This is a genomic window from Telmatospirillum sp. J64-1, assembly GCF_006980715.1.
Classification (GTDB): domain Bacteria; phylum Pseudomonadota; class Alphaproteobacteria; order Rhodospirillales; family Magnetospirillaceae; genus Oleiliquidispirillum; species Oleiliquidispirillum nitrogeniifigens.
Genome location: NZ_SBHN01000058.1, coordinates 1 through 3,283 on the forward strand (window position 1 = coordinate 1; position 3,283 = coordinate 3,283).

The following is a 3,283-nucleotide window of genomic DNA, read 5'->3' on the forward strand; positions in this document are numbered from 1 at the left end:
TAGGCATCGGCCATCGCATTCGTCACATTGATGTTGCCGCCATGGGCCGTGCGGCGGCGGCCTGCCACCAGTTCTTCACCGATCAGGTCCACATTGGTGACGGCGCTGTCCGCCTTCTTTTTCCCTCCAAATAGGCCACCGAGGGCGGTACCCAGGAATGCGCCTGCGATGGCGCCGATGGGGCCGCCCAGAGAGCCGGCCAGCATCATCGAGCCGGCCACGCCGCCGGCCACCGAGCCGGCGGCGCCGGTCGCCGCGTTGACCAGCGGGTTGGAGTGCCCCAGGCCGAGCAGGCCCGCGCCCATGCTGCCGACAATGCCCCAGGGCGAGGCAGCCAGGCCCTGGGCAAAGGCCTGGCCGGCCCCGGTCATGGCTACGGTGGCCGTGCCGGCCGAGCCCGGCAGCAGGCTGATCGGCGTGCCGACCGTCGTCGAGAGACCCACCGCTTGGCCGAGGCTGCTCTGGGCCAGCCATTGCCCGGCGCCATAGAGCATGGAGGAGGAGCCTCCGCCGCTCAGCAGGCTGCCCAGGCTGGTCATGTCGCGGATGCCCATGCCACCGATACCGCCCATGCCGCCGGCACCGCCGATGATCTGACCGCTGCCGGTGGCTTGCAGGCCGCCGCCCATGACACCGCTGATAACCGGCGCGATGATCGGGCGCAGCACCATCTCAGCCGCCAGCTGGGCCATGGCCCGCCGTGCCATCGCCACCACATCGTCCCAAATCGCATGCCACCCCCGGCGCTGGCCGGCGAACCAATCGTCAAAGACGTCGGTCCCGTAATCGACAATCTCGTCGGCCGCGCGGTTAGCCTGGCGCACGCGCTCTTCCAGTGCGGACTGGGCGGCGCGCTCGGCATCCTCCTGGGCGGCGATGGCACGGTTCAGCCGGATCTGCTCATCATAGACCCGCCTCAGCTCGGCGGCCTCTTGAGGCAGCAGCTCGCGCCCCAAACGCCGCCGCAGCTCGGCCTCGGCGCGCAGCAGCGGGATCATCTCGCCGCGCCCAGCCAGCGTTAGTTCCAGCGCTTTGTTCTCAAGTTCGACGCTATCGAGAGTGTCTTCCAGCGCCGACCGGCGGCTGCGCAACAGGTTGATGTTGTCCTGATATTGGCGGTTCAGCTCGCCCAGCATGCGGCGGTGCTGGTCCTCGGTCACCAGCCCAGCACGCAGCGCCTGGTCGAGGGTCGCGAGCGCGTCCGCGCGCTCCCGTTCGGCGGCCTCCAGCGGATCAAGCGTGCGCAGCAGGCCTTGATAGGCCGAGGCCAGCTTGGAGGCGGCATCGCGCGCCTGGGCCTTGGCATCGGTCGCGGCCTGGATCGCCACCGCCTCATTGATCTGCGCGCGCGTGGCCTCGGACAGTTCCTCCACGCTGGATTTCTGCTCGGCCTTCAGCGCCTGTTGCTCCAGCCGGTAGCGCAGGACAGCGGCCTCGCTCAGCCCATAGGTGGCGTTGGCGTCGCGCAGCTTGCCCAAAAGCTCGTCGAAGCCCTCGATGGCGCCGACCGCCGCCGCCGCGACATTGCCGATGCCCCCCGCCGCCGTGGTGCCGGCGGCGCCGGTATCGTTGAGGGTGCCGTTGAGGCGAGCCAGCGAGGCCTCCGCCTCCTGCACCTTTTCTTTCGCCTCGATCAGCGGGCCGGCCCAGCCTGCCGCCCAATCGACCAGAGGCTTCAGGTTTTCATCGCTTTGCCCCAGGCGTTCCAAAGCGACAAACAGTTCGTCGGCCGCAATGGCGTTATCGAGATACATCTGCTGCAGACCGCGCAGCACCTCGATTGTCTCAGGCGCAACCTGGCCGTCGAAGGCCAAACGGTCGATGCGGAAATTACCAGCCCGGGCGAACTGTTCCTGTTGGGCGATGACAGCTTGATGCAGACGACGTGACTCTTCTAGAGCACGCCGCGCTTGAGCAGCCATGCCTTCATTAAGCGCCTCGACCTTCCCTTTGGTCTGGTCGATCACCGCATTGAAGCTGGTCATGGCCGCACGGTGTTGGTTGGCTGCCTGCTCGGCTTGAGAATGTCGGGTGGCCAGCAAATAAGCACCAGCTGCAACAGCAGTGATGGCCACCCCTACCGGCCCGCCCATAAATGCCATAGCGGCACCTAGCCCCCGCATGGCTAGAGAGGCTGTGGTTGCCGCCGCCCCCAAGGCCAATGTGCGAGCGGCTGCAGCCGGCGCCAAATCCGAAAGCATTCGCAAGCCAAGGATAGCACCACCCTGCCCAGCCATTGCATGACTCAGGGCAGTCACGGCCGAACCAGCCGTTCGTGCGACCAATAGTGTGCCAATGCCATAGGCCGCTGCCTGAGCTACATCTCCGATCACGTCCATATTGGAGACCACGGCCTCGGCAGCCGGCACGATGCCGGACAGGAGCGTGTCGCCCACCTCGACGCTCGCAACCGCCAGCATCGCCCTTAACTGGTTCAGCTTGAACTGAGCGTCCTGGGACATCTTGGCAAAGGCATCGGCGGTGGCGCCGGTCTTATTGGCCATGTCGTCCAGGATCTGGGCGAAATCTCCTGCCTGGTTGCCGGTCAGGGCCAGGACCGGGCGCAGCGCCTCCACCCCGCCGAACAGCACGGCGAGCTTTTCCTCGGCGCCGCCGGTGGCGTCGGCAAGATCCTGCAGGAAGCCGGCCAGCCCCTTGGCGCGCAGGGCGGCGGAGCTGAAGTCGATGCCCAGTTCCTTGGCCATCCGAGCGGCCTCGCCGGAGGGCTTGATGACGCTGCTGATGACGGCGCTCAGGCCGTTCATGGCCACGCTGGTGGTATTGCCGCCCTTGGTCAGGGCCGCCGTGGCGGCCAGAACCTCTTCCAGGGCGATTCCCGTCTGTGCGGCCAATGGCGCGACGGAGCCGATATTGCTCGACAGCTCGCCAATGGTGGTCTTGCCGGCGCGCATGGCGACAAACATCGCATCGCTGACGGCAGTGACGCTTTCAACTTGGTCGCCATAGGCGTTGAGGATGGTGGTCAAACCATCCGCCGCCACACCGACGCTGGTGACACCGCCGATGGCGAGGCGATTGGCCGCATCCAGTGTCGAGATGGCCTCGGCGGCGTTAGACGCGCCAGCCGAAATCACCTGATAAAAGCCCTGTGCCTGCGCTGTCGGAAGCGAACCGAACTGGATGGCCATCGCCCTGGCCTCGGCGGTCATGCGGCCCATCTCGCGGGTGTCGCTGAGCAACGTCGACACTTCGCGCATCGCCGTCCCGAAGCCCAGCGCCTGGCGGCTGGCGGCGGCCATGGCGGCACCAAAGCCGCTGATCC

General features: G+C 66.9%; 1 protein-coding gene. It reads right to left on the minus strand.

Going from position 1 to position 3,283, the window contains the following annotated elements:
• A partial coding sequence (locus EPD66_RS23615; RefSeq protein ID WP_142851014.1) for a phage tail tape measure protein occupies window positions 1-3,283 on the minus strand: 3,283 nt, incomplete at both ends.